This is a genomic window from Pseudoalteromonas sp. PB2-1 (genome assembly GCF_045040605.1).
Lineage (GTDB): Bacteria > Pseudomonadota > Gammaproteobacteria > Enterobacterales > Alteromonadaceae > Pseudoalteromonas > Pseudoalteromonas arabiensis.
On the sequence record NZ_CP090668.1, the window covers coordinates 126,769 to 150,190 of the forward strand.

21 protein-coding genes are annotated in these 23,422 nt (G+C 40.0%); all 21 read left to right on the forward strand.

The genetic code is table 11. From position 1 onward, the window contains the following. Positions 1-2: 2 nt before the first annotated feature. On the forward strand, positions 3-506 hold the full coding sequence (gene tssB, locus L0Z67_RS17535) for a type VI secretion system contractile sheath small subunit (RefSeq protein ID WP_062567659.1): 504 nt from the start codon (positions 3-5) through the stop codon (positions 504-506). After that, positions 503-1,996 carry a type VI secretion system contractile sheath large subunit gene (tssC, locus tag L0Z67_RS17540; RefSeq protein WP_062567658.1) on the forward strand — a complete coding sequence of 498 codons (1,494 nt, stop codon included), beginning with the start codon at positions 503-505 and terminating at the stop codon, positions 1,994-1,996. Before tssB ends, tssC (L0Z67_RS17540) begins: the two co-directional genes overlap by 4 nt. Before the next feature lie 28 nt (positions 1,997-2,024). Next, the gene (locus tag L0Z67_RS17545; protein ID WP_392353583.1) at positions 2,025-2,372 is read left to right on the forward strand and encodes a type VI secretion system contractile sheath domain-containing protein; all 348 of its coding nucleotides are present in this window, start codon (positions 2,025-2,027) and stop codon (positions 2,370-2,372) included. Next, complete coding sequence (tssC, locus tag L0Z67_RS17550; RefSeq protein WP_392353585.1) at positions 2,369-3,550, forward strand: type VI secretion system contractile sheath large subunit; 1,182 nt, start codon at positions 2,369-2,371, stop codon at positions 3,548-3,550. Before L0Z67_RS17545 ends, tssC (L0Z67_RS17550) begins: the two co-directional genes overlap by 4 nt. A 2-nt stretch (positions 3,551-3,552) precedes the next feature. Next, the gene (locus L0Z67_RS17555; protein WP_062567656.1) at positions 3,553-4,320 is read left to right on the forward strand and encodes a type VI secretion system accessory protein TagJ; all 768 of its coding nucleotides are present in this window, start codon (positions 3,553-3,555) and stop codon (positions 4,318-4,320) included. Between the two features lie 17 nt (positions 4,321-4,337). Beyond that, the gene (tssE, locus tag L0Z67_RS17560) at positions 4,338-4,823 is read left to right on the forward strand and encodes a type VI secretion system baseplate subunit TssE (protein WP_062567655.1); all 486 of its coding nucleotides are present in this window, start codon (positions 4,338-4,340) and stop codon (positions 4,821-4,823) included. Further along, on the forward strand, positions 4,820-6,646 hold the full coding sequence (tssF, locus tag L0Z67_RS17565; protein ID WP_237115426.1) for a type VI secretion system baseplate subunit TssF: 1,827 nt from the start codon (positions 4,820-4,822) through the stop codon (positions 6,644-6,646). Before tssE ends, tssF begins: the two co-directional genes overlap by 4 nt. After that, positions 6,643-7,623, forward strand: a complete 981-nt coding sequence (gene tssG / locus L0Z67_RS17570) for a type VI secretion system baseplate subunit TssG (protein ID WP_062567653.1) — start codon at positions 6,643-6,645, stop codon at positions 7,621-7,623. The genes tssF and tssG overlap by 4 nt, the downstream gene beginning before the upstream one ends. Positions 7,624-7,642: 19 nt before the next feature. After that, positions 7,643-10,246: a type VI secretion system ATPase TssH gene (gene tssH, locus L0Z67_RS17575; RefSeq protein WP_062567652.1), complete on the forward strand. Its 2,604-nt coding sequence runs from the start codon at positions 7,643-7,645 to the stop codon at positions 10,244-10,246. Between the two features lie 226 nt (positions 10,247-10,472). Further along, positions 10,473-10,952, forward strand: coding sequence for a type VI secretion system tube protein Hcp (locus L0Z67_RS17580; protein ID WP_062567651.1), 480 nt, complete (start codon positions 10,473-10,475; stop codon positions 10,950-10,952). Between the two features lie 71 nt (positions 10,953-11,023). Continuing rightward, complete coding sequence (locus L0Z67_RS17585; RefSeq protein ID WP_130151803.1) at positions 11,024-12,877, forward strand: type VI secretion system Vgr family protein; 1,854 nt, start codon at positions 11,024-11,026, stop codon at positions 12,875-12,877. Positions 12,878-12,880: 3 nt separating this feature from the next. Beyond that, positions 12,881-13,237 carry a hypothetical protein gene (locus L0Z67_RS17590; protein ID WP_062567649.1) on the forward strand — a complete coding sequence of 119 codons (357 nt, stop codon included), beginning with the start codon at positions 12,881-12,883 and terminating at the stop codon, positions 13,235-13,237. A 25-nt stretch (positions 13,238-13,262) separates the two neighbouring features. After that, positions 13,263-13,553 (forward strand): PAAR domain-containing protein, encoded by a 291-nt coding sequence (locus L0Z67_RS17595; protein ID WP_062567648.1) that lies wholly within the window; start codon positions 13,263-13,265, stop codon positions 13,551-13,553. A 2-nt stretch (positions 13,554-13,555) separates the two neighbouring features. After that, a complete protein-coding gene (locus L0Z67_RS17600; RefSeq protein WP_392353589.1) occupies positions 13,556-14,572 on the forward strand; it encodes a hypothetical protein in 1,017 nt (338 codons plus the stop codon). Next, positions 14,569-15,414, forward strand: a complete 846-nt coding sequence (locus tag L0Z67_RS17605; protein ID WP_392353591.1) for a hypothetical protein — start codon at positions 14,569-14,571, stop codon at positions 15,412-15,414. Before L0Z67_RS17600 ends, L0Z67_RS17605 begins: the two co-directional genes overlap by 4 nt. Further along, positions 15,414-19,949 (forward strand): polymorphic toxin type 15 domain-containing protein, encoded by a 4,536-nt coding sequence (locus tag L0Z67_RS17610; protein ID WP_392353593.1) that lies wholly within the window; start codon positions 15,414-15,416, stop codon positions 19,947-19,949. Before L0Z67_RS17605 ends, L0Z67_RS17610 begins: the two co-directional genes overlap by 1 nt. Beyond that, positions 19,950-20,633, forward strand: coding sequence for a GAD-like domain-containing protein (locus L0Z67_RS17615; protein ID WP_237115422.1), 684 nt, complete (start codon positions 19,950-19,952; stop codon positions 20,631-20,633). Between the two features lie 124 nt (positions 20,634-20,757). Continuing rightward, on the forward strand, positions 20,758-21,576 hold the full coding sequence (locus L0Z67_RS17620) for a TIGR02594 family protein (protein WP_392353595.1): 819 nt from the start codon (positions 20,758-20,760) through the stop codon (positions 21,574-21,576). Further along, positions 21,576-22,019, forward strand: coding sequence for a hypothetical protein (locus tag L0Z67_RS17625; RefSeq protein WP_237115420.1), 444 nt, complete (start codon positions 21,576-21,578; stop codon positions 22,017-22,019). The genes L0Z67_RS17620 and L0Z67_RS17625 overlap by 1 nt, the downstream gene beginning before the upstream one ends. Before the next feature lie 47 nt (positions 22,020-22,066). Beyond that, complete coding sequence (locus L0Z67_RS17630; protein ID WP_237115419.1) at positions 22,067-22,825, forward strand: hypothetical protein; 759 nt, start codon at positions 22,067-22,069, stop codon at positions 22,823-22,825. Position 22,826: 1 nt separating this feature from the next. Next, positions 22,827-23,402, forward strand: coding sequence for a hypothetical protein (locus tag L0Z67_RS17635; RefSeq protein WP_237115418.1), 576 nt, complete (start codon positions 22,827-22,829; stop codon positions 23,400-23,402). Positions 23,403-23,422 lie beyond the last annotated feature (20 nt).

Genomic DNA, 23,422 nt, shown 5'->3' on the forward strand with positions numbered 1-23,422 from the left:
GAATGAGTATCCACGACAAATTAAAACGTGTTCGTAAACCACGAGTCCACATTACCTATGATGTAGAAACTGAAGGCGCAGTTGTAAAAAAAGAACTCCCTTTTGTTGTTGGTGTAATGGGTGATTTTTCTGGCCACAATAAAGAAGTATTAAAGCCATTAAAAGACAGACGATTTATTCAAATTGACCGTGACAATTTCAATGATGTTTTAAAGAAAATGAGCCCTTCGCTGCAGTTAAATGTAGACAACACTTTAACGGATGATGGCTCACAATTCAGTGTTGATCTGAACTTTAAAACGATTGATGACTTTGAGCCTGCGGCTGTTGTTAACCAAGTTGAACCATTACGTAACCTAATGGAAACACGCAACAAGTTACGTGACTTAATGACAAAGATTGACCGCTCTGAAGAGTTAGAGAATGTGTTAGAAGAAGTACTGAGCAACACGGCGAGTCTTGACTCTATTGCGAAGGAATTAAAAGTTGAGGAGTCTGAAAAATGAGCACCGAAACGTTAGCACAAGATGTAGAAAATACAGCAACAACTGAGTCGGCGTCGTTATTAACGCAAGCGATTGGCGCAACAAAACAAACTGATGCAAGCAGAGCTGAAGAGTTATTACGTACGCTAACTGAAGAAGCATTGAAGGGCACTGTGCAATGGAATAAAAACATGACAGTGACGTTTAATGAAGCCATTCAGCTGATTGATCAAAAAATATCAAAACAGCTCAGCGTCATTATGCACCACGAAGACTTCCAAAAGCTTGAAGGTTCATGGCGTGGTCTAAGTCACTTAGTGATGAACTCAGAGACCAGCTCAACGCTTAAAATACGCGTGCTTAACATGAAGAAAAAAGAACTTCATAAAGATTTAAGTAAAGCGGTTGAGTTTGACCAAAGCCAGACATTTAAAAAGATTTATGAATCAGAGTTTGGTACACCAGGTGGTGAACCTTACGGCACGATTGTTGGTGACTTTGAATTCACAAATCACCCAGAAGATGTAGAAACATTAAGCTTAATGTCTAATGTTGCAGCAGCAGGTTTCTGTCCGTTTATTTCTGCGTCATCACCTTCTTTATTCGGTTTTGACAGCTGGGAAGAGCTAACAAAACCTAGAGATCTAGAAAAAGTATTTGAGTCACTTGAATACACTAAATGGCGCTCGTTCAGAGACAGCGATGATTCTCGCTTTGTATCGCTTACTATGCCACGCTTCTTATCTCGTTTACCTTACGGTGCGGCGTCTAAGCCAGTAGAAGAGTTTAACTTTGAAGAGTTCACTGTTGATCCGATTGATGGTCGCTCTGTGAATACTGATAATGGTGATTACTGTTGGAGTAATGCGGCATACGCAATGGCGACTAACATGACAAAAGCTTTCTCTCAGTATGGCTTCTGTACAGCTATCCGCGGAGCGGAAGGTGGTGGTAAAGTTGAAGGCTTACCAACCCATATTTTCACAAGCGATGATGGTGATCCGGATCTTAAATGTCCAACTGAAATCGGTATTACTGACCGTCGTGAAGCAGAGCTAAGCAAACTTGGTTTCTTACCGCTTTGTCATTATAAGAATACTGATTATGCGGTATTCTTTGGTGGCCAGTCTTGTCAGAAGCCACAAGTTTACTCAACGCCAGATGCAACAGCAAATGCTGCAATTTCAGCACGTCTACCCTACTTGATGGCAACATCTCGTTTTGCTCATTACTTAAAAGTAATGGCACGCGATAAAATTGGTAGCTTCATGGAAGCAGAAGACGTTGAGTCTTGGTTAAACCGTTGGATCCTGTCATACGTGAATGCGACTGAGGGTGGTGGTCAAGATATCCGTGCACGTTACCCATTAGCGGATGCAAAAGTGTCTGTAAAAGAAATACCAGGTCAACCTGGTGCGTACAACGCTGTTGCGTGGTTACGTCCATGGTTGCAAATGGAAGAGCTAACGTCGTCACTAAGATTAGTAGCGAAGATCCCTGAGATTGGCTAATACCTATGTGCATTAAGGATGATGCAAAATGAACTCCGAAGAGTTTTCATTCATAGAATCAGATGCTGTATTGAATCACAATACAGCATCTAATATTTGTGATAATAGTGCTTTATTGGAACGTTTTCTCAACGAGAAAGACACCTATAAGGCACTGTTGCTATGGCTTGAAGGCTCATCAGATTCACCATTAATATGGAACAAAGAATCAGTTGGTTCGTATTTACAACATACCATTGTCAAAATAGACGCACTTATATCTAAGCAATTGGATCACATTTTACATCACCCACAATTACAACGCTTAGAAGCAAGTTGGCGTAATTTGTGGTGGTTAGTAGGACAAACCGAACTTCACGACAAAGAAAAAAAGTGAAGTTGCGTGTACTTAATTGCGATTGGATTACGCTATCTCGTGATGTAAATAAAGCAATCGACTTTGATCAAAGTAGTTTCTTTCAACTTATTTATCAAAATGAATTTGACCGTCCAGGTGGAGAGCCATTTGGTGTGCTTATTGGTGATTATGAAATTACCAATGGGTATACAAAAGGGACGATTTATAACGACATAGATACGTTAAAAGAAATATCTAAAGTAGCCGCTGCCTCTTTTTCACCGTTTATAAGTTCAGCTTCGGCAAACTTATTCGGTGCCGATAGTTTTGCTGATCTTGGTTATTACTTCGACTTATATAATCAATTCGAACAAGTTGAATATGTTAAATGGCGAAGCTTTCGGCAGATGGAAGATTCACGCTTTGTAGGCCTTGTTTTACCCCATGTGCTGGCGCGTGCCCCTTATAAAAATGATGGCACTCGCAACCAAGATTTTGCTTATCAAGAACGAATAACCAGCCCAGAAACCGAAATGCTTTGGGGCAATGCAGCTTATCAGTTTGTATTAACGCTTGTGCGTGCTTACTCTGAAAGTGGTTGGTTTGGTCAAATTCGTGGTATTGAGCCTGGTAAGGTTTCCAAAGGCATCGTCACCGGCCTTACGAAAAACTATTATTCGACAGATGTTTACAGAAAAGAAGCGAAACCACCGCTGGATTTAATTGTAACGAGTAAATTAGAAAAACAATTCTCTGAGTTAGGTTTTATCCCTGCATCATCTGTGACAAATACTGAACACTTAGTTTTTTATAGTAATGCTTCGGTACAACAGGCTAAGTACTACGACAGTGAAGTTTCAACTGTCAATGCGCGCCTGTCATCCATGCTGCAATATATTTTATGTGTGTCACGGTTTGCCCATTATTTAAAATTACTTGCCCGTGACCGTGTTGGCTCGTACAGCACAGCACAAGCATGTGAGCAAGGGTTGCAATCGTGGGTCAATAATTACACTACGGCGTCTGACTCCGCGTCTGAGCATATTCGTAGTAAATACCCACTTGCGAATGCAAAAGTGAGAGTGACCGAAAATAAATCGAGGCCAGGGCATTATTTTTCAGTTTTGCAACTACAGCCGCATTTTCAACTTGATCAAATGATATCGAGTATCAAATTAGTGACTGAGCTCAGTCCTCACCACCAAATAAAGGAATAAAAATGAGAGAGATCCATGCACTCATCAGAAACGGAAAATTAACAGAAGCACTTGAGTATTGTGCTGAAAAATTAAAAGATGATCCGCTTAATTTTGACATCAGAAGTGCTTACACGGAATTGTTATGTGTCAATGGTGAATTAGAAAAGGCAGATAAACAGCTTGATTTTATGGTCACCAAGTCACCAGAATTTGCTGTAGGCGCTGTTAATTTAAGACACCTGATTAGAGCAGAGCAAGCAAGACAAGACTTTTACGCGGGTAAAGCTGCACCCAAGTTATTTCATGATGCGAATGAGCTAGATGAAGCTTTTCTTGAAATGCATATCAACTTACTAGCTAATGATATTGATAAAGCAACTGAAATTGCAGCGCAAGTTGAGCAGCTTCGTACTAACACGGTTGAAGATCAACAAGCTGCCATCCGTGACCTAGATGATTCGATTAATCCGTATTTAGAGATACTTGGAACGAACGGTGAGTTTTATTTAGCTCGCTTTGATGAAATTGAAAAGCTTGAGTTCGAACCTGTTGATTCAATTGTTGAACAAATTTGGTTGCGCGCTGAAGTTATCATCAAGAATGGCCCAAGTGGTACAGCTCATATCCCTCTCGTTTACCCGTACTCTGAAACGGAGCTTGAGAAGCTAGGGCAAGTGACTGAATGGCAAGAATTAAGTGAAAACTTGATTCAAGGTAAAGGAATGAAAATGTTTTATGCAAATGATGAAGCTATTCTTATTTCTGACCTTGGTCGTTTCATCGCTTAAGCAGTGTTCGCATAATCATGATTGAAAGCAAACAGTCACTTAAAGCTTCGATTCTAGACCGTTTAATTGACGATGAACCTGAAATTCAGGAGTCGCCACAAAGAACGGATGGAATTAGTTTATCTCAGTTAAAAAATTCAGTGCGACGAGATATGGAAGCTTTGCTTAATGCTCGTATTCAATGGCATACATGGCCTAGTCAGTATACTGAGCTTGCGACATCTTGCTTATCTTATGGGCTCCCCGACTTTTCGAGTATGTCTGTGAGCTCTCATGAAGGGCGACTCGTGTTGTGCGAAAAAGTACGCGATGCCATTTTACGATTTGAGCCGCGTTTCATTGAAGTTGAAGTGTTAGTTGACGAAGAGTTGCCAATTAATCGTGTTTTAAACCTAAGAATAAATGCATTGTTATATGCCGATCCTGAGCCTGAGTTTATTAGTTTTAACTCTGAGGTTGAGCCGGTTAGCCTTGGCATGAAAATTTTCGAGTCTTCACTATGAATGATGAATTATTAAAATATTACAACCGTGAGTTGGCGTATGTTCGCCACTTAGGTAAAGACTTTGCTGAGAAGTACCCAAAGGTTGCTGGAAGACTAAAGCTCAGTGATGAAACGATTGAAGATCCTCATGTTTCAAGGTTGATTGAATCATTTGCGTTTTTGACAGCCAACATCAGACAAAAGCTTGATGATAGTTTTCCTGAACTTACAGATGCACTATTAGGTCAGCTCTATCCCGATTACCAAGCACCTATCCCTTCATTGTCTGTTATTAAGCTTGAGTCAGAAAACTTATCGACAACCGGTATCGTCATACCGAGAGGAAGTGAAGTCGAGACTAATGTTGAAAACATGAAGCAGTGTAAGTTTAAAAGCTGCTTTGACACCAACCTTTGGCCAGTTGAAATCACGGCGGCTCAATTTGATAATAGTCCGTTTATTGCACCAAAACCAACTTGGAATGAGCCTGCAAAAGCCATTTTCAAAGTACAGCTCACAGGTGAGTACGAAGGAGTACCGCTGCATGAGACTGAGCTTAATAATCTAAAAGTATTTATACACGGGCAGTGGCATTTTTCGTTAAAAGTGTACGAATTATTATTTAAACACTGTATTGGTATTGCCGTTGATAATGGCGATGAAGGTGTTCACTATCTGTCAAATGAGCATTTAAAGCCTGTTGGTTTTGAGCACGATGAGGCTGTAGTGCCTTATTCATTTCGCTCTTCATCTGGCTTTAGGTTATTGGTTGAACACTTTATCTTTCCTGAAAAGTTTAAATTTTTCGAATTACAAAATATTCGCCATGTGTTGCCGCGTGATTCAAACACAACGACCTTGTATTTCTATTTAGATACAGAATCTACAGAGTTAGAAAAACAGGTTGATAAAGACATGTTCTTATTGGGATGCACACCCATTATTAATATGTTTGAACAAGAAATTGAGCCGATCAGACCTGAGCTAAGTGAGTACGAGTACAAGCTTGCACCACGTTATATCGATTCTGAAATATCTGAAATCATAAGCATTGAAGAAGTCGTGGCATTTGACCATAAAGGTAATAAACAAATCGTTACGCCTTTTTATGGGCAAACACACCCTAAATATCAAGAACATAAAGATCTATTTTGGCATACACGCCGTGAAACCGCTTTATGGGCTGGCGGCTATGCAGAGGCGGGGACAGAAACCTATTTATCTTTAGTTAATGGTGGCTTTGAAAATAGCGCCCAAGAGCTGAGTGAAGGCAATAGTGTGTTAACCGTGCGCGCTCAATGCAGTAACCGAAATCTGCCAGCAAGCTTACCGTTTGGTGATGATGAACTTGGTTTGTCTATGCCAAAACGGGGCGATGTAATTAAAAAAATTAGGTGTTTAGTGGCACCTACTCACGCAGTCAGACCGGTATTAGGAAGTAGCACGCGTTGGCAGTTAATTAATCACCTTACCATTGATTCATTTAGCGGTGAAAACGCAGTCGATAAGTTGAAAGAAACACTTCGATTATATGATTTCAAAGCAACGCCACAATCAAAAGGCATGATCGATAATATCTACAATGTAAAGATTGAGCCAGCAACGGCGCGTGTAGTGCAAAATGGTCGAGTGGCGTTTGCATCTGGCACAGATATCGAAATTACCTTTGCAAATGATGACTTCTCGGGCAGTGGTGTATTCTTTTTTGCATCTGTTTTAGATTGTTTTTTCTCACAATTTGCTTCAATTAATAGCTTCACCCGTTTGAGTTTAAAACTCAAAGAGCAAGATCGAGTTTACCATCAATGGCCTGCTCGGGTTGGTTCTGGGGTTTTACTATGATTGATAAGTTACTGCACAGTGCAACTCAAACTGATTTTTATAAAGCCGTATTCATTATTGAATCACAGTTACAAGAATCTGCGCAGCAGTATCGTAAGGTTGGCTATGACAGTCACCCTAAACTAGAACTTATTCGTTTTTCGGCCACTCAAAAATTTGGTTTTGCCGGCAATGCGATCACAAACCTAAAATCATCAGGAACATACGAAGGCGCCACAAAATTTAATATGGAAGTCTCATTTATGGGAATGACGGGATGCTCTGGTGCGTTGCCTCATTTTTATAGTGAGCTGGTGATGCAAAGGTTGCGCTTTAAAGATACAACCATGCGTGATTTCTATGACATGTTTAATCATCGCTTAGTCTCTTTATATTATCGTGCTTGGAAGAAGTATAAGCCCACACTTAACTTTGCCAATAAAGAGCATGATCAACATACAAAGATCTTATCTTTGCTAAGCGGCGGTCGTGCCCCGCACCAGTTGTATTTTGGTGGCTTATTTAGCCGAAGAGCACGTAATGCTGCTGATTTGCGAAATATTCTCGCTTTCTATCTCGATTGTGATGTTGAGATTGCGCAGTTTGTTGGCCAGTGGCAACCATTAAAACAAAGCGAACAAACACAAATAACCAGTACGGGTTTTAATGCAAAGCATGCGCGTTTAGGTGTTGATGCGATGGCAGGAAAGCAAGTATGGGATATTTCTACAAAAGTAAAAGTGATTGTTAAACCAAAAGATGCAAAGCAAACAACGCGTCTTTTACCGCGCAGAGATTTATACGATCTGGCACACAAAATAACGAAAGATTTTCTCGGTAATCAAGTTCAACATGAGCTGGTTATTAAGTCGAATTTTTATGAATTAGATGCAACACAACTAAAAGAAGAGCGTTTTCAATTAGGCTGTAATAGCTTTCTTTTACCGCAAAGTGGTGTTCGTAAGGGAAACGTCACTGAGTTGTCGTTTAAAGGATAAATAAATACAAGGAAATATTATGTCTACCATGACACTAAATAAACTAGTTGAAAAGCTAAGTCCTGAATGTAAAAAAAGTCTTGAGCTAGCTGTTGCTATTTGTAATAGCCGCAGCCATTTTACTGTTGAACTAGAGCATTGGATTTTAGCATTGCTTGAACAGCAAGTTGATGACCTTAGACTCATTTTAAGTGCTTACGATATTGATGAAGACAAACTTAAGCACGACTTAAATAAGTCACTTGAATCGCATAAAACAGGGTGTAACTCATCACCTAGTTTATCAATTCATGTAACAAGCTTATTGAAACAAACTTGGCTAAGTACAAGCATTGAGTTTACAGACACACAAATACGCAGTGCCTACATTATTTATACGCTAGTGAAAGACGATACGTTAGCAAGCGTTGTCAGCCGTTGTAGTAAAGAGTTCAATAAAATTGATGCAGGGCAACTTTTACATGCTTGGCCAGAACTTGTTACTAAGTCGAATGAGGTAAACCCTGCTTCACAGACACAACAAGATGCGCCGGTAAATGTGTCATCGAAAACACCTAATCTCGATCAGTTTACAGTTGATTTAACGGCGCAAGCTAAAGCTGGCAAAATTGATCCTATCTTAGGCCGCGATTTTGAAATCCGCCAAATGGTCGATATTCTTACCCGCCGCAGACAAAACAACCCAATTTTAACGGGCGAAGCAGGGGTAGGTAAAACTGCGGTAGTTGAAGGTTTAGCACTGCGTATAGCGCAAGGAAGTGTTCCTGAAGTATTAAAAAATGTAAAAATCCATACTTTAGATCTTGCACTATTACAAGCTGGCGCAGGTATGAAAGGTGAGTTTGAAAATCGCTTAAAGTCACTTATTTCAGAAATTAAAAATGCCCCTTACCCAGTCATCCTTTTCATCGATGAAGCACACACCATGATCGGCAGCGGTGGCCAAGCGGGTCAAAATGATGCGGCAAATTTATTAAAGCCTGCATTAGCGCGTGGTGAGTTAAGAACGATTGCTGCAACAACATGGGCTGAGTATAAGAAGTTTTTCGAAAAAGATGCTGCATTAGCAAGACGTTTCCAAGTCGTTAAAGTGGAAGAACCAACACCAGAAAAAGCCATTGCTATGTTACGCGGCTTAGTGCCAGTGATGGAAAAACACCATAATGTATTTATTTCTGAGCAAGCATTAGAAAGCGCTGTTAACTTATCTCATCGCTATATCATTGGCAGACAACTGCCAGATAAAGCGGTTGGATTACTTGATACTGCATGCGCGCGCGTTGCTATGAGCCAAGCATCTAAACCTAACTCGATTGAAAAGCTAGAAAACGAGCAGTCAGAAATTAAATCTCAAATTGCTATGTTAAGCCGTGAACAGCGTACAGGCCTTGATCACAGCGAGATACTTGCAACACTTAACGAAAAAAGTGAACAAATCTCTCAGCAGCTTGAACCTCTAAAAGCGCAATTTGAGAGTGAAATGTCATTAATTAAAGACGTAAAAGAAGTACTTACTGCGCTTAACGATGATGACAATGACAACGCTGAGGAAATTCAGAAACTGCAGCAGTATAAAGAGAACCTTGCACAATTTGATTCGAATATGGTGCATTGGCAAGTCGATGATGAATTAATTGCCCAAGTTATTTCTGATTGGACTGGTATTCCTGTAGGTAAAATGCATGAAGATGAAGTTATCAGTGTTTTAAAACTTGCTGATACTATGAAACAACGTGTTGTAGGCCAAGACCATGCACTCGATCTGATTGCGAAAGTTGTGCAAACATCGAAAGCACATTTAGCCGATGAAAGCCGTCCTAATGGTATCTTTATGTTGGCAGGCCCAAGCGGGGTAGGTAAAACAGAAACTGCGCTTTCTTTAGCGAACGAAGTGTATGGTAGTGAAGAAAATATCACCATCATTAATATGTCTGAGTATAAAGAAGAGCATAAAGTGTCGCTGTTACTTGGCTCTCCTCCTGGTTATGTTGGTTACGGTGAGGGCGGTGTACTAACAGAAGCTATTCGTCGTAAACCTTATAGCGTAATTTTGTTAGATGAAATAGAAAAAGCACACCCAGGTGTTCACGATATTTTCTATCAAGTATTTGATAAAGGTACGATAAAGGATGGTGAAGGTAGAGATATCGACTTCAAAAATACCATCATCATCATGACTTCTAACGTGGGTACCGACACCACAATGAGCTTATTTGAGGATGAGGAGACTGCACCAAGCATTGCCGGTCTGCAAAAAGCATTACAAAATGATTTGTTAGATGTGTTTAAAGCAGCGTTTCTTGGCCGCATAAATGTTATTCCTTACATTCCATTAAGTAAGAGTACTCTTGCAGATATAGCAAGACTACAGTTGAATAAAATATGTAAGCGAGTTAAGAATAATTATAATTCTGAGCTTGTATACTCTGATTGCGTTATTGATTATATAGTTAGTAATTGCAATGACTCTGGTTCGGGTGCTAGGAATATACATACATTGTTGCAAAATAATGTATTGCCACTTTTATCGAAGAGACTACTTGATAACATAGTTTCAGGTGAGCAGTTAAATGAGATATCATTATTTATTAATGATGGTCACTTTGATTTTAAAGTAAGTTAATTATTAATCATAAGTTTTCTTGTTTCTTTTTTTGAGTCGGATTATAATTTCTCCGTCTTCATTAATTGATGGAACATTGAGACATTGTCTTCGTCTAGGGAAAGGATTGAGAAGACCCTTTCGTTGCGCAGTTAAAGATAGTGATTTCAAAGGAATTTTGGGTAACCAAAAGTAAATAATCCAGTTTAATGGATAAAATTTATAAATTAAAAAGGAGCATTATCATATGCAAGCAAATACATATTTAAAATACGGTTCAATTAAAGGTGAAACTACAGCTGAGTCTTTCAAAGACTTAATCACGGTTTTATCACTAGATTGGAATGTAAGTCGTGAAATTTCAGCTCACACTGGTACAGCAATGGACCGTGAGTCTAGCTCAACTCGTTTAGGCGATGTAACTATCACTAAACTTCAAGATAAAGCGTCTCCGGACTTATTCAAAGAAGCAACTATTGGTAAAGGCTTACCGGCTGTTTTCCATATCACTAAACAAGGTGATAAAGTTGAAGAAATCATGAAAATCGAATTAACAGATGCAATGATTTCTAGCTACTCTGTATCAGTTCAAAACGATCGCCCAATTGAAACTATCACTATCAGCTACACTGAAATGATGATGACAGTGACGCCTACTGATGATAAAAACAACATCACTGCACCACTTGTTTATGGTTACAGTGGCGTTAAAGGTCAGCAAATGTAATTTTTTGCAAAACCGACTAGCTCTGAGTTTTACTCAGAGCTTTTTTGATCTGTAGGAATAGGAAGCAAGGAATGCAAAAAGCAACACAAGATAAAAATGTAATTCAGATAAACACCCCAGCAGGCAAAGACGCACTGTATTTGACTCGACTTGTCGCACAAGAATCGATGTCAGATTTGTTTGTGATGTCAGTGAATATGTTCACTATTGGGACGCAAATCGCACATGAAGATCTTGTTGGTAAGCCTGTTTCCATAAAAGTTCGAAATGCCGACGGTGCAGGTGAGCGATACTTTCATGGTATTGTTAGCCAGTTGGTATCTAACGGAAGCCGCACGGCTGATGTTGACGAACAAAAGAACTATATTGATTATCACGCAACGATTGTTCCTTACGCAGCGTCAATGCGTAACAGAAAGAACAGTCGTATTTTTCAAAAGAAAACCATTCAAGATATTTTTGCTGATTTATTTGGTCAGCATAATGTTGCATTCAAAGATAACACCACTAAAACGTACCCTAAGTATGAATATTGTGTTCAATATCAAGAATCTGACTTTGACTTTATTCAGCGATTACTACAACAAGAAGGGATTTTTTACTTCTTCGAACACAGTAAAAGTAATCATACTTTGGTTCTTGCGGATGATATCACTGCCTATGAAGAGTGCGCGGAGGCTAAAGTTGTGTTTAGCTCTGGCCATTTAAGCGAGTCCCATGTCAATAAATGGCAAGGTGGCTTAAGTTTAGCACCAGGCAGCTACAAACGAATTGGTTATGATTTTAAGCAACCGCCAAGATATCCTGATGGTGATCACGCTAAAGCTGATTTACCCACTCAGTCGGTTGCCGAAGTATTTGAATACACAGGCGAAGCAGAAACGCATCCTCGTGCTGCAAATTTAGCAGCGTTACAGCTAGAGTCACTACAGCGAAATATGAAATTAAGTAGTGGTCGAAGTGACTGCCGATCTTTTTCTGTTGGTAAACTGTTCAGTTTTAAAAAGCATGAAGATCCGCGCCTAGAGGGCAAAACATTTGCAATTACCTCATTGCTAACCGCGATCACGGTGCCAAACCAATCTGGCGGACAACAATCTCAAACTGAAGAGGTTTTTTCTAATCACTTTGAATGTGTTCCAAAAGATGTGCCTTACCGTGCAGCCCATATTAAAAATAAACCTGTTATAAACGGTGTACAAACGGCCATCGTGACGGGTGATAGTGCCGATGAAATTATGATCGACCAGTATGGTCGTGTAAAAGTGCAATTTGATTGGGACCGTGAAGGTAAAAAAGATTCTCAAAGCTCGTGTTGGATTAGGGTTGCTCAAAATTGGGCCGGTAAAAAATGGGGCGCATTCTTTTTCCCTCGCGTTGGACAAGAGGTGTTGGTCGACTTTATAAATGGTGACCCTGACCAACCGATTATTAGCGGCGCGGTTTATAACGCCGATCTAATGCCTCCGTATGCTTTACCTGCTGAAAAAACACAAAGTGGTATAAAAACTCGCTCTACAAAAGAAGGTGGGGCCGATAACTTTAATGAGCTGCGTTTTGAAGATAAAAAAGGCAGCGAATTAGTTTACATGCAAGCAGAAAAAGACAAACAATTGTATGTAAAGAACGATCAAAAAGAAAAAATTGATAACGATCGTTTTCTAGAAGTTGGCAACAACGATGACGCGAAAATAAAAGTAAATCGTACGGTTGATATTGGCGATAATGACACTTTAAAAGTGGGTAAAACACTTAACATTGAAGCTGGAAAAGAAATTGTTATTAAAACGGGCTCAGCAAAAATAACGATGAGCAGCAGTGGTAATATTGCCATTGAAGGCACAAATATTGATATCAAAGGCAGTAATGTAAAAGTAGATGGCAGTGCAATTACACTCTCTGCCGGTATGATTAAGCTGAATTAAGCTATGGAACTGATTACAACTTTTCAAACAGGTGCTGTTCATGGAGCTGCTAGCAGCGGCTTTACCGTGTATTGTCGCTATGGTTTACCGCATTTAGTGTGTTTATCGGTAAACCGTCCGGATGATCCTTTTTTGAGTCTGCCAATTGATTACTTTAAAGGCCATGATGGTTATTTTGCTGAGCAATTTTTTTATAACCTTCACCCTAATTTGAACAGTAGTAATGTGCTTTCTTATGTATATCAATATGCGACACAGACCAGCTCAATCATAAACGATTTATCGTATGATGATATCGTAGAAGAGCTGGCGAAGCTTGTGAGTGTTAATAAGTTACAAGTTATCCCTCTGTACGATTAATGGATGTGAAAACAAGGAATAGGTTATGGGTAAACCCGCTTCAACAATTGGTCATATGCACCTTTGTCCTAAAGTAACTGCACAAGTTCCTCACGTTGGTGGCCCAATTGTGGCGGGTTCATCAAATGTATTAATTGGTAGTATGCCAGCAGCAAGAAAAGGGGATATGCTGATTTGTGTTGGCCCTCCTGATAGCATCAATAGCGGATCATCTACCGTTAAAATAAACGGAAAGCCAGCAGCTAGAATGGGAGACGGAACGTCTCATGGCGGCAAAATTATCGTTGGTAATCCAACCGTGTTGATCGGCGGTTAATCATGCTTGCTATGTTGCTAAAAGCGCATTCAAATACTTTAAATCAACTACACAATGCACAACAGAACCCTTTTTATTCTGTTGACTATTTGATGCAAGCTCGTCAGCAACTTATATTAAAACTTCATGCTTACGATTCTGAGATTCTGCCAGTTACATTGTCAGCCGCCCAGTTACTGCAAGCACTTCGAGAGTTGAACACTGGCGAAGTATTAGCAAGCACATTGGCTGAAGCATGCTTGGTCACGTTATTAACGTCACCTAAAAAGTTAACCCATGAGTGCGTAGCGCAGTTAAATGAAAATGACGAAAAAGAGCTGCCAGTTAAACAGCTACTCATTGAAAAGTTAGCAATTTATCGGGGTCGTACAGAAATGGCTTATGCGCAGACATTTGATGCACTTAAGCCGATTTACTTTAGTCAGTCTGCTCAGCATGCTGAGTTATTTAAAGCATTTAAACAAGCCGCTATAGAATTACCAACAACAAAGGCGTTGTTTAAAACCACGAACGATTTTGCTGAGCTAAATTTAATTAATTCACCGTTAATGTCTGCTTATTTATTATTGCTGGATCAACAACGCGTGAATCATGTGTGCAACTTTGCAAGCCAAGCACTGTCTCGAGAAGAGGCGTTACAAGTGATGTTGCATACAGGCATGCCTAAATATGTTCCGTTAGTTGTGTCGTTGTTATCGGATGTTGAGGATGCAGAGCCACTTATTAATGGTATAAAGCGTTGTTTGGGGGCTGAATTAGATAATTTAGTGGCCTATGAAACTCAGGTGCAAGCACAAACAGATGCACAAGCGATCGTTGATTTTCAACAGCAGTTTAACCAGCATTGGCCTGAGCACGAGTCATATTACATTGGCAAGACTTTAGTATATGGCTATGCATTAAATCAACCGATTGATAAAGTAAAACAGCAAGGTGTTGATCAACAAAGCTGGCAAGTATTAGCAATTTTAAATGCACTTAAGTTGGATAGTAAAAACTATCAAGAGAGTGTTCATTGAGTGCATTTAAAATTAACATTGATCAGTTTGAAACGCCGTACAAGCTCAGTCCTGAAGAATTACTATTAGAGGGTGGCTCTAGTGAAGGCTGTGTAGTTCCTTGGCATTCAACTGATGCGTTTGTGTATGACTGCATCATGAAAGCTAAGTCTGTTTTTAAAACGGATTTCGCGCAAAATGGTACTGTAATGTGGCTTTTACCTGCGTTGCCGTTTCAAGGTGAACTAAAAACACTTTTTGCAACGAGCTTACAGCAATGCTTTGGCACGCCCTTAGAGCATCTGTTTTTTGAAGGTTGTCATGGTATACATTCAGCACTTATGCTGGCTCAACAGAGCAGCCTTGAAAATGTAACAGTGATTGCCATTGATGGTGTTTTTAAGGCAAATAAGCGCGAACAGTTTGATTATTTAGGTGTTGCTGCAAGCACGGCTAATATCGAGTTTATAAATACTGGTTGGATGTTACAATCAGCAGAGATGGTTGCTTCGATAGACCTTGCTAAGCATAACCCTATTCAAGGGGAGCTAAAGCGTGTTTTATCGCTTAATGAGCAGCCAATAGATATAATTTTCGCCCCAGGAAATGGCGTAGAAAGTGATGACTGGTTAAATTATTTACCAGTGTTAAGTAACAAAATTAATGAACAGACGATTTTTCAATTACCTAATTATAAATTAGGAAAACTAGGTGCATTAGAAGGGATTATCAACCTTGCAACGCTGACAAATAGCCCATTTTACAATGACAGTTTGTCTCAGGCGTTAGTGATAACTCAAGAAAGTAACAAGTACCAAGCCGTCGCGTCATACTTATGGACAAGTAAGGAAGTGTGCAACTAATGGATAGCAGAGCAGTTGTTTTACAAGGAATAAGCTACCCAATTTGTGTGGTGTTAGCTAAGCAAAAAGCCCCCAGTGGCTTTGAGCCTGTTTCGACGAGCACGCCGGATAGTGCGTACAAGTACGTTGCTGAGTTAGGCACGGCATTAAGTGGTGATGCATCGAAACGTCTAGATCTCATTCAACTACTACAAGCTGCGGGTATTCATTGTCCAAGGCAGGCATCGGCGCGTGAAACCGCCACAGCCTTAGTGAGTGCGCTTACCTCAGGCGCAGTGAGCTGTTACCGACAAAAAGCGAAAACAGTTATTCAAGTGAGCGATAATACTCGTTCATCGCAAGCCAAAAAATCACAATCAAAAAGCAGCTCAAGTAGCGGTAAAAAAGCAACGCAAGCACCTGCAAGTAATAGCGGGGGGGCAAGCAATGCCACTGCCAGTGAAACCCCGATTACAGAGCAAGAATGTCGTTCAGACCCTGTTTCAATGTTGACGGGTGAGGAAATACTGCCGTTAGTGGATTTTACGCTCGCTGCGAATAAGCCACTTAATTGGCGACGTTTGTATCGCTCATCAAAGTGTAATCAACGCTCACTGCTCGGTAATGGGTGGCGCCATGATTACATGGTGAAATTAACAGAGCATTACTTACCACCCCCAAAAGTTGGCCCGAAGAAAAAAGGCACTTACTGGTTAGAGTACCATGATGAACATGGTGCGACTCATCGATTTGAAAAAGTAAAACCAGGCCAGTCTAGCTACCAGCTGAGCAGTAACCTTGCCTTACATTACAAAACAAATGGCAAACAAGTGTTGGTAACACCGAATGACCATCACTTAACGTTTATGCCTAGTGAGTCTGCGTGGTTACTTGAAAAGATCATTAACGAAAAAGGCCAAAGCACACGTTTTTATTATGACTCTCAAGAGCGCTTAGAGCGTATTGAGGTGAATAAAGCACGTGGTTGCGTTTTAAAATATAATAAACAAGGGCTGCTAAAAACAGTTCATGCTTATAGAACAAATGAACAAAATAAGCTTGTTCAGATTGATCAGCCTCTGGCACGTTATGAATATGATGAACAGCAAAATTTAGTTGCGGCAACAAATCAACATGGTGAGCAAGAGCGCTATGAGTACAATGCTGCGCATTTATTAATAAAGCGGACCAGAGCAAGCGGTTTTAGTCATCATTTTGAATGGGATTCATACGGTTACGATGCCAAATGTATAAAACAATGGGGTGATGACAATACCTATTGCTATGAGTTTGAGTATCAAGGGAATAAAACAACCAGTATCGACTCTCGCGGTAATCAAGAGCATTTTGTTCATAACGAACAAGGTAAATTGATTGAGCATACGGATGCCAACGGTCACACCACAACCTACGGATACAATGCGCTTGGACAAAAGCTGACACAAACAGACCCCTTGGGCAATCAAACTCAGTATGCCTATACAGAGTATGGTCAGCTTGCCTCTGTCACTCAACCTGATGGTACTCGTACTCAGTTTGGCTATAACCAACTCGGCCAACAAGTGTTAACTATCTTGCCAAATGGCGACAAGATCCAACGTAAGTACAGTGCCTCTGGATTACTGCAAAGCGAAACCCTAGCAGATGGTCGAATTGCGCTTTATAGCTACGATCAACAAGGTAACTTAACGCAACATATCACGCCTAACGGTCATGTTTTAAAATATACGTGGAACGAGCATGGTGAGTTACTTGCTAAGCAGCATAATAATGAGCTTATTCGTTATAGCTACGATAACTTAGGCCGCATTAATGCAACAATAAACCAAGCAGGGCTGCTTACTCAGTATAAATACAATGAGCAGGGGCAACTTGTGCAAACCACCGCGTTTGCTCAAAATGATCCAGAAAATAAACAACAGCAATACTTCACATACGATGAAGCGGGTAGGTTAGTTAGCTCACAAAACAGCAACGGCGATACCACAGAACAACACTTTGAAGGGCTAAGCCAGCCGCATTGTGTTATTCAACCCGACGGCAGCGCACTGCATTTAACTTATGATAAAGAGCGCAACTTAACGGCAATTGAGCGCAGTGACGGCCATGTATACCGTATAAACTACGATGCAAATGAAAACCCAACTCAGGTAACGGGGTTTGATGGCACGATACAACAATACAAGTATGATGCTTGTAATCGCTTAGTGTCAGTAACACAAAGCGATAAACGCCATGTAAAAATTAAGCGTGACAAACTAGGCCGCATAATTTCGCAGCACGCAAGCCTTGCCACAGGCAAACAAATCATTAATAACGCTAACCATTACACCTACACGGCAGAAGGCAAAATAGCTCGCGCTCATAATGCGCAATCAACGATAAAACAAGCGTTTGATAAAGGTGGGCGATTAATCGGTGTTGAGCAAATTCATAATCAACATCAAACACATAAACTTGCATACACCTATGATGACTATGGTAGAAGGCAGTCTCTCACTCTGCCAGACTCAACAACGCTTGATTATCACTACAATGAATTTGGTCAGCTTAGTGCAATTCAAGTAAAACAGGCCAGTGGCGATTTAACAAAACTGGTTGAACTTGGTTACGACAGCCAAAATAACATTCAAACACAGCACTTTGGTAATGAGGTCACCCTTACTCAACAGTTTGATGTATTCAACCGCTTAACACAGCAGCAGTTAACCCATTCTGCGCAAGCACTATTCGATACCTGTACATACAATTACGACAGTGTTAACCAGTTAATTGCGCGTAAAGAAGAAGGGGTTAGTAGTCATAACATTAATTTTGAATACAACAGCCTTGGTCAGTTAATTAAGCAAAACCTAGCAAGCGCTGAGGTTGATACGACTACCCAATACCAGTGGGACAGCTTTGGTAACCCTGTTAGCCAATCAAAACTAAAAAATGGCGAATTAACCGACCAGCAAGCTGATACCAGTGATGTAATTAATCTCGTTGAAAATAATGATTCGGTTAGAGCATCAGATGATAGTGATTTAACCGATGATACTGTCATTCAAACTGCAACCGAAGCAGACCGCCTAACACACTTTGGCGACAGCGACTTTCATTACGATGAATGTGGTAACCAAATTCGTGAAACCGGTAAAGGTATTAAAACACACCGTGAATACAATGCGTTCAACCAATTAAGCAGCTTTAATAACAATGGTACGCTCACTCATTACGACTACGACCCATTGGGTCGACGCATTGCCAAGCATACCGAGCATGGCAAGATTGATTACATTTGGGATAACGACCAGCTAATTGGCGAATACCAACACGGCGAATATACCTGGTACATCAACCTACCCAATCAATTTCACCCAATCGCACTGATTAAACAAGGTGAGGTGTATTACTACCACCTAGACCAGCTCAACACCCCACGTTTTGTAACTAACAACAACGCAGAAGTGGTATGGCAAAATCACGCGGATGTGTATGGCTATGAAGAGCCTGAGGCATCTATTAAAAACAGCTTCACTCAACCAATACGTTTTCAAGGGCAGTATTTTGATGAAGAAAGTGGCCTTCACTACAACCGCTACCGCTATTACAGCCCCAAACAACAACGTTTTATAAACCAAGACCCGATTGGCTTGGTTGGTGGTATTAATCATTATCAGTATGCGCCTAATCCAGTGAATTGGGTGGATCCGTTGGGGTTGAGTTGTAAGGAAACTAAAACAATTGAAGTGCCTGCGTATGATCATAACGACCCTATGGCTGATGCAATAACCCCAGTTGCAATTGTGCCCGTAGAGTGGTTCGTAGAAGGGTTTGCAGATGCTGCTGAGGCAATAACCCAAATGGTAGAAACAGGCGTCACAGCCGCTGGGGTTGCAACAGCGGGTATTGCACTTATACCTGGGAGAGTAGCTGACAAAGCACTCGAGCCTGCGGTTAAAAAGTTAGATGATGTCGCAGATGCGGCACAAACAACGGTGACTCAGGCAGCTAAAAAAGCAGCTAGAGAAATGGACTTACATAAAGTTGCTTGTTTCAAAAAGAATAAAAAAGGTACAGATGCTGAGTATGATCGTCAATTGAAAGGCCAGCAAGATGGTATTAACGACATGACAGTTAAAGAGTACTTAGATAATCGTGAGGCATACAAAAAAATTGGCCGTCAAGGCACGGGGGCTGCTCAACAAGAGGCACGAGAAAAGTTCCGATTTAAATTGATAAATAAATATAAGGATGAACTGATTGCTAGTGGAGAGTTTTTTGGTGATGAAGCTGCTCACAAGGCTAAAGAGTTAGCTGAAGTAGACATGAAAACCCTTAATGCTCTTCACAACCCTGATATGATAGCTGGCGGTTATGATAGTGTAGTGGACTTAGGCGATGCAAGTGTCAATAAGTCAATTGGTTCACAGTGGAAGAATAATGGTAGAGATACTGCAGGCAATAAATTAGATGGAAGCCGTGTCGCAAAAATGGATGCTCAGGCTCAAAAAGCACTCGAAGAGATAGGACCAGATGCTAAGATGAATGTAGATTTACATAGGTGTAAATAAATGAATAAGTTTTTTGATAACTTTTACAATTATGCGGGATTTGGTCCCGCGATAAAAGCGACAATGCCAAGCAATGAAACGCTTGAATTTTTTAAAGGCAAACTTCCTGAACGTTTGCTTGAATACTGGCAAGAGTATGGTTTTTGTGGCTGGGGTGATGGCATTTTTTGGATTGTTAACCCACAGGATTACCATGATATTTTACAAACATGGCTTGAGGGCACCGAATTCGCTGAACGTGAAAAAAACGGGTTAGATAAATATTATGTTATTGGCCGCGGTGCCTTTGGAGATTTAATTGTTTGGGGGAAGACATCAGGTCAGAGTATAGATGTTAATTCAAACTTTGGCATGATTTTCCCAACAGATTACTCTGAAAAATTAAAGGAGCGAGGGGAGGAACGTTCAATTGACTTATTTTTTGCAGTTCAAAGTAAAGAGTCATTTGATCAAAAAGGTGTTGACGAAAAGCCTTTGTTTGAACAAGCACTTAAGAAGCTTGGCCCCTTAGAAGCTGATGAAATGTATGCGTTTGTTCCCGCGTTGGCTCTTGGTGGTGTAAATAAGCTTGAAAATTTGCAGAAAGTAAAGGCGATTGAGCATTTGAACTTTCTGGCTGAATTGGGCGAGAAACGCATAATGGCAGATATTGTCTCTATGTCTAATGAACTACATAAGAATTAATGCTTCAGGCGGTTAACTACTTTAATTAATAATCAATTGAGTATCCCTAGGTACTAAATAAGCCATTTCGTCGAACGTTAATATGAAATGGCTTTGAAAATAAATACATGAAAAGGACCTTCACATGTCAGCAATAAGAATAACCCAATCTGTTGGACTAGGTGGTGTTAATACCCCAGTCGATGTAAAAACAGTACAAACCGCTTTAAATAAATTACTAAAACTTATCTCACCAACAAACGCATTAGCAGTGGACGGACGTTTAGGTTCTCGCCCAGAAAACTCTAAAACTGTTGCCGCAATTAAACAGTTTCAAAGCAAAGTTCTAGGTATGGTGCGTCCAGATGGAAAAATAGACCCAAATGGCCGAACTCACAAAAAGATCAACGAGAAACTAGCGGGTTTGGCTTTGCTAAGTAAAGTTAAAACGCCTCCAGTTATGCCAGTGACAACTGCATTTTGGATGAAAACAGCTTATGCTGAAGTTGGAGAGACAGAAGTCGCTGGCAAAAAAGCAAATCCGCGTATCTTAGAGTATTTCAAGGCATCAAAGTTTTGGGGTACTGATGATAGTGGTGGGCAAAATGCTTGGTGCGGCTCGTTTGTTGCTTGGGTTATGCAGCAAAATAACATGGACCCGGTAAAAAATGCTTTCAGAGCTAAAGAGTGGATCAACTTTGGCAAACCTATTAGTAAACCAGTTTACGGCGCTATAGGTATAAAATCTAGAAAGGGTGGGGGTCATGTTGCGTTTGTAGTAGGTCAAAGTGTTGATGGTAATTATTTATATATGTTGGGTGGCAATCAAAGTAACAGTGTTAATGTAGCAAAGTATAAAAAGGATGTATGGGATGACTTTGTAGTTCCGACTAGCTTTGATTCATTGTCAGCGAGTTTGCCTATTTATACACAAAATGCATCAGTCGCAGGAAGTGAGGCCTAATGAAAAAAATATTTATCATTGTATTCGCTTTTTTGGCTTTAACTAAGCCTGTATTAGCTAACGTTACTGAAAGCTTAGAGCTAAATGGGTTCAAAGTAGCATCAGAAAATGTTCAGTTTCTTGCTAAAGTTAAAATCACTAAAGTAGAGGCTTTTCAAGAAGGTGATAATTCGGAAAAGCATGTTTATTATGCGGATGTACTCTCTACTTACAAAGGCAAACCTATCAAGAGCTTAAACTATGATATGTATGTTGAGGCTGGAGAAGATGTTATTTTTAATTCAGAGCCTGTCTATATAGCACTTTGTGTTGATGAAAGTGGAAATTTTTACTGGCCAGGTACAGGGTCTGAATTTAAATCGTCATTAGCTATCGAGTCTTGGCTGACTGAACATAAAAAAGAGGTAGCCACAATAAGCGACAGTATTGGTTGGTGTAAATAATACCTAAGAGCTTACTGAAGAGCTTTAATAAAATGGATAGGGAATATATGAGTAAAATAAACACGGATGTTAACTATAAAACAATGGCAGGAAATGCCCGCTTGGTGATAATTGCAGAGTCTAGTCACAATCCTCTATCGTATAAATATGAGGCAATTAAGGCACTTAAACAGCTAAAAACTGCAGGTTTTACCCACTTTGCAATGGAAATGTTGCCTTTATACATTAAAGATAAAATAGAGTTCTATCAGCGAACTGGAAAGGGTTTTGATGCTATAAAAAAACATTTCCAAGAAGACTGGAACTGGAATGATGCTGCGAGTACTGGTTACAGTGAATTAGTGAGAGCGGCCAACTCATTAGGGATGAAGATTGTTCCATTAGATATGTCAACTGAAATGATGGATGAAATCGATGGACGCTGTAACTGGGAGCAAGCAGACAACAGTACCTGTATGGATTCTCATATTCAAAGAAATCAAATGTGGGCGAATATTTTTAATGCCGAATTAAAACGAACTCAAAGTACCCGTATTGTTGCTTTTATGCATCGATATCACGCATTTAACGCAGGTAATAAACATATTGGTATCGATTCAATAATGCTAGGTTTAAATGTAAGTAGCATTAGTCTTATAGAGTATATTGGTGGAGTAACGTGCTTTAATAATGGGGTTTGTGAAGGCCAGTCTAATGCTGATAAATCTTTGAGAAAAGTTTACTTTTCAAGAAAGGGATCTTTCATACCTTCTCCTTTTTCTTCTTATACAGTACATCTTCCCGAAAAAAAGTTGCTTGAGAAGTAATATGTTTAGAATTCTTTTTTTACTGTGTGTATTTTCGCCCCTCCTATATGCCGCAGGCCCAAGATGGGATAATTCAATAGATATTAATGATCCAGACTTAACGGGAGAAGTAGCCGCAGAGCAATGCCACAAAAGTTTGATTAATGCACCTGAAAAACTAGAGCTTTGGTGTGAGAAAGCGATTGAGATGGGATACTGGAATTCTTTAGTAACATTAAGTATGCATATTGGTGATGGCTCTCGTTTAATTGCTGAAGCCAAAAAAAGAATGGAAAAAAAAGAACCCAAAGCATACTCAATACTTGCATGGTTATATAGGACAGGTACGTTTGTGGAGCAAGATATAAATTATGCCATGTCACTTTATAAAGAGCTTATCACATTAGATATCGAGCGGCCGAACTCTTTAATAACCGCTGCACATTTGGAATTAGCATATTTGTATAAGGCCCAGCAGAACTGGGCTGCAATGGGTGAACATGCTCAGTATGTATATGAAAACACGTTGATTAACTATCACAAAGAGCGTGCCGCGGAGTTACTTGCACTTGCTGAACAAAACAACATAAAAAATTAAATAACATGGAGTTATAGAGA

What these genes read in the sequence shown, in the direction of transcription:
- L0Z67_RS17630 (WP_237115419.1), top strand. Translation starts at nt 22,067, where the DNA reads ATGAGTAAAATAAACACGGATGTTAACTATAAAACAATGGCAGGAAAT.
- L0Z67_RS17620 (WP_392353595.1), top strand. Translation starts at nt 20,758, where the DNA reads ATGTCAGCAATAAGAATAACCCAATCTGTTGGACTAGGTGGTGTTAAT.
- L0Z67_RS17585 (WP_130151803.1), top strand. Translation starts at nt 11,024, where the DNA reads ATGCAAAAAGCAACACAAGATAAAAATGTAATTCAGATAAACACCCCA.
- L0Z67_RS17635 (WP_237115418.1), top strand. Translation starts at nt 22,827, where the DNA reads ATGTTTAGAATTCTTTTTTTACTGTGTGTATTTTCGCCCCTCCTATAT.
- tssH (WP_062567652.1), top strand. Translation starts at nt 7,643, where the DNA reads ATGTCTACCATGACACTAAATAAACTAGTTGAAAAGCTAAGTCCTGAA.
- L0Z67_RS17615 (WP_237115422.1), top strand. Translation starts at nt 19,950, where the DNA reads ATGAATAAGTTTTTTGATAACTTTTACAATTATGCGGGATTTGGTCCC.
- L0Z67_RS17600 (WP_392353589.1), top strand. Translation starts at nt 13,556, where the DNA reads ATGCTTGCTATGTTGCTAAAAGCGCATTCAAATACTTTAAATCAACTA.
- L0Z67_RS17545 (WP_392353583.1), top strand. Translation starts at nt 2,025, where the DNA reads ATGAACTCCGAAGAGTTTTCATTCATAGAATCAGATGCTGTATTGAAT.
- tssE (WP_062567655.1), top strand. Translation starts at nt 4,338, where the DNA reads ATGATTGAAAGCAAACAGTCACTTAAAGCTTCGATTCTAGACCGTTTA.
- tssG (WP_062567653.1), top strand. Translation starts at nt 6,643, where the DNA reads ATGATTGATAAGTTACTGCACAGTGCAACTCAAACTGATTTTTATAAA.
- L0Z67_RS17610 (WP_392353593.1), top strand. Translation starts at nt 15,414, where the DNA reads ATGGATAGCAGAGCAGTTGTTTTACAAGGAATAAGCTACCCAATTTGT.
- L0Z67_RS17625 (WP_237115420.1), top strand. Translation starts at nt 21,576, where the DNA reads ATGAAAAAAATATTTATCATTGTATTCGCTTTTTTGGCTTTAACTAAG.
- tssF (WP_237115426.1), top strand. Translation starts at nt 4,820, where the DNA reads ATGAATGATGAATTATTAAAATATTACAACCGTGAGTTGGCGTATGTT.
- L0Z67_RS17595 (WP_062567648.1), top strand. Translation starts at nt 13,263, where the DNA reads ATGGGTAAACCCGCTTCAACAATTGGTCATATGCACCTTTGTCCTAAA.
- L0Z67_RS17590 (WP_062567649.1), top strand. Translation starts at nt 12,881, where the DNA reads ATGGAACTGATTACAACTTTTCAAACAGGTGCTGTTCATGGAGCTGCT.
- L0Z67_RS17555 (WP_062567656.1), top strand. Translation starts at nt 3,553, where the DNA reads ATGAGAGAGATCCATGCACTCATCAGAAACGGAAAATTAACAGAAGCA.
- tssB (WP_062567659.1), top strand. Translation starts at nt 3, where the DNA reads ATGAGTATCCACGACAAATTAAAACGTGTTCGTAAACCACGAGTCCAC.
- L0Z67_RS17580 (WP_062567651.1), top strand. Translation starts at nt 10,473, where the DNA reads ATGCAAGCAAATACATATTTAAAATACGGTTCAATTAAAGGTGAAACT.
- tssC (WP_062567658.1), top strand. Translation starts at nt 503, where the DNA reads ATGAGCACCGAAACGTTAGCACAAGATGTAGAAAATACAGCAACAACT.